Annotated in this window: 2 protein-coding genes; both read left to right on the top strand. The window is 66.1% G+C overall.

Annotated features, from left to right (window positions below):
* The first annotated feature begins 81 nt into the window (after positions 1-81).
* Positions 82-795, top strand: coding sequence for a cytosine permease (locus tag ABL57_RS10920; RefSeq protein WP_053004913.1), 714 nt, complete (start codon positions 82-84; stop codon positions 793-795).
* On the top strand, positions 792-1,967 hold the full coding sequence (locus ABL57_RS10915; RefSeq protein ID WP_082157393.1) for an alcohol dehydrogenase catalytic domain-containing protein: 1,176 nt from the start codon (positions 792-794) through the stop codon (positions 1,965-1,967). Before ABL57_RS10920 ends, ABL57_RS10915 begins: the two co-directional genes overlap by 4 nt.
* Positions 1,968-1,983: the final 16 nt, after the last annotated feature.

Below are 1,983 nucleotides of genomic sequence, written 5' to 3'. Positions count from 1 at the left end.
AGCCCTCACAGGAGGCCCTCATACAGACCGCCTGACGGAATCTGTCTCACCCGCCTTGACACTTTCCGCGGAGGACTTCTCGTGGCCACCGTGATCGCGCAGGTCGTCGGCATGGGAGCAGCCTTGACCTTGGGAGACTCTGACCCGACCTTGTGGATGGTGCCGTTCGGTGGCCCCGTACTGGGTGTGGCGGTGCTGGTGTTCATCGCCTTCGCCAACATCACCTCGATGTCATCGATCGTGTACTCCACCATCCTGGCCATCCGGCAGTCCTCCGGTCGCCTGCTGGCAGGGGTGCCGTGGAAAGTGCTCACGGCCGCGTTCTTCGTCTTGCCAGCGGTGCTGGCATTCTTCCCGCAGTTCATGTACGAGCAGTTCATGGTGTTTGTCTCCTTCTCCGGGGCCTTCCTGACGGCGATCTGTGGCGTGGCCATCGCGGACTACTTCGTGCTGCGCCGCCAGCGGATGGACCTGCGGGAGTTGCACCTGGCGCAGAAGGGCACTCTCTACGCCTATCCGGCTGGCATCAACTGGGCCGGGTTCGCCGGGGTGGCCGCCGGGGCTTCCTTCTACCTATGGCTCTACAACCCGATCACGCTCGAGACGGAATCAGCTTTCTCCCTGATCACCGCCTCGTTCCCGGCCGCCCTGCTGGCTGGGCTCGTGTACTACCTGACCACCCTGCTGCTGCACCGCCAGCGTCGGCACCGACCGGACGCAGGGCCGAAATCCGCACGGACCAACGACTTAGGTCCGGCGCCCACCCGCGTGAACACCACGGAAGGAAACGCATGACAGACACCCCATCCGCAGACCCCCGGACAGACAGCAAAGCGGCGGCGGACCCCGCTGCCCCACAACCGCTCACCGTGCGGGCGGCGATCCACGCCGGCAGCACGAGCGCCTTACAGATCCAACAGGTCCAGGTGGCCGCCCCCGGGCCGGGACAGGTGCGCATCCGTTTGGGTGCCTCGGGCATCTGCGGTTCGGACCGCCACGTCCTCGACGGCGACTGGACGCTTCCTCAGCCGACAGTGATGGGCCACGAAGGCGCCGGCGTCGTCGAGGCAGTAGGTGAAGGGGTCACCGAGCTGACGACCGGAGACCACGTCGTGATGACCTGGTTCTATCCCTGCCTGCACTGCGCAGCCTGCAGGGAAGGCCGTACCTGGGTGTGCACCGGCTCCCGCGCGGATGAATGCCTGCTGCCCGATGGCACCACAGCCGTGTCCCAGAACAACCGACCGGTCTACCCCTACCTGGCCGTGGGATCCATGGCCGAATACACCGTGGTACCGGCTCAAGCGGCGATCAAGATCCCGAAGGACGTTCCCTTCGATGTGGCGGCCCTGATCGGCTGCTCGGTCGCAACAGGCTTCGGGGCAGTGGTCAACGATGCCGAGGTCAAACCGGGCCGCTCAGCGGTGGTCATCGGCGCCGGGGGAGTGGGGTTGTGCATCATCATGGGGCTGGCGCTGGCCGGAGCCCAGCCGATCATCGCCGTCGACGTCCACGAGCAGTCCCTCGACCTGGCCGAACGCTTCGGCGCCACCCACCTCGTGAACTCACGAGGCCGCAGCACCGAGGATCTCGCCGATGAAGTCCGTCGGATCACCGGTGAAGGCGCGGACTATGCCTTCGAGGCCATCGGCCGGGCGGAGACCATTCAGCAGATGCCCGCTCTTCTGCGACTGGGCGGCACCGCCGTGGTGGTGGGCCTGCCCCCGCAGGACAGCCCTATCGGACTCGATCTGCTCAGCTTCGCTGAAAGCGGACAACGTCTGCTGGGCTCGAACTACGGGTCGACCGTTCCGGCCCGTGACTTCCCCATGCTGGCGGGACTGTACCGCACCGGCCAATTGCCCATCGATCAGCTGATCACCCAGCGGCACAGCCTGGACGAGGTCAATACGGCGTTCGATCAGATGCGCTCAGGCGCCCGCGGCCGGTCGGTCATCGTCTACTGAACCCGTGGCATGGGCC

This window comes from Kocuria sp. SM24M-10 (genome assembly GCF_001027955.1).
GTDB classification, from domain to species: domain Bacteria; phylum Actinomycetota; class Actinomycetes; order Actinomycetales; family Micrococcaceae; genus Kocuria; species Kocuria oceani.
The sequence above is the reverse complement of the archived record's forward strand: the minus strand, read 5'-3'. Positions and strand labels throughout refer to the sequence as shown.

Bases quoted from the DNA above. Each gene is read 5' to 3' on its own strand.
- ABL57_RS10915 (WP_082157393.1), top strand. From the start codon at position 792: ATGACAGACACCCCATCCGCAGACCCCCGGACAGACAGCAAAGCGGCG.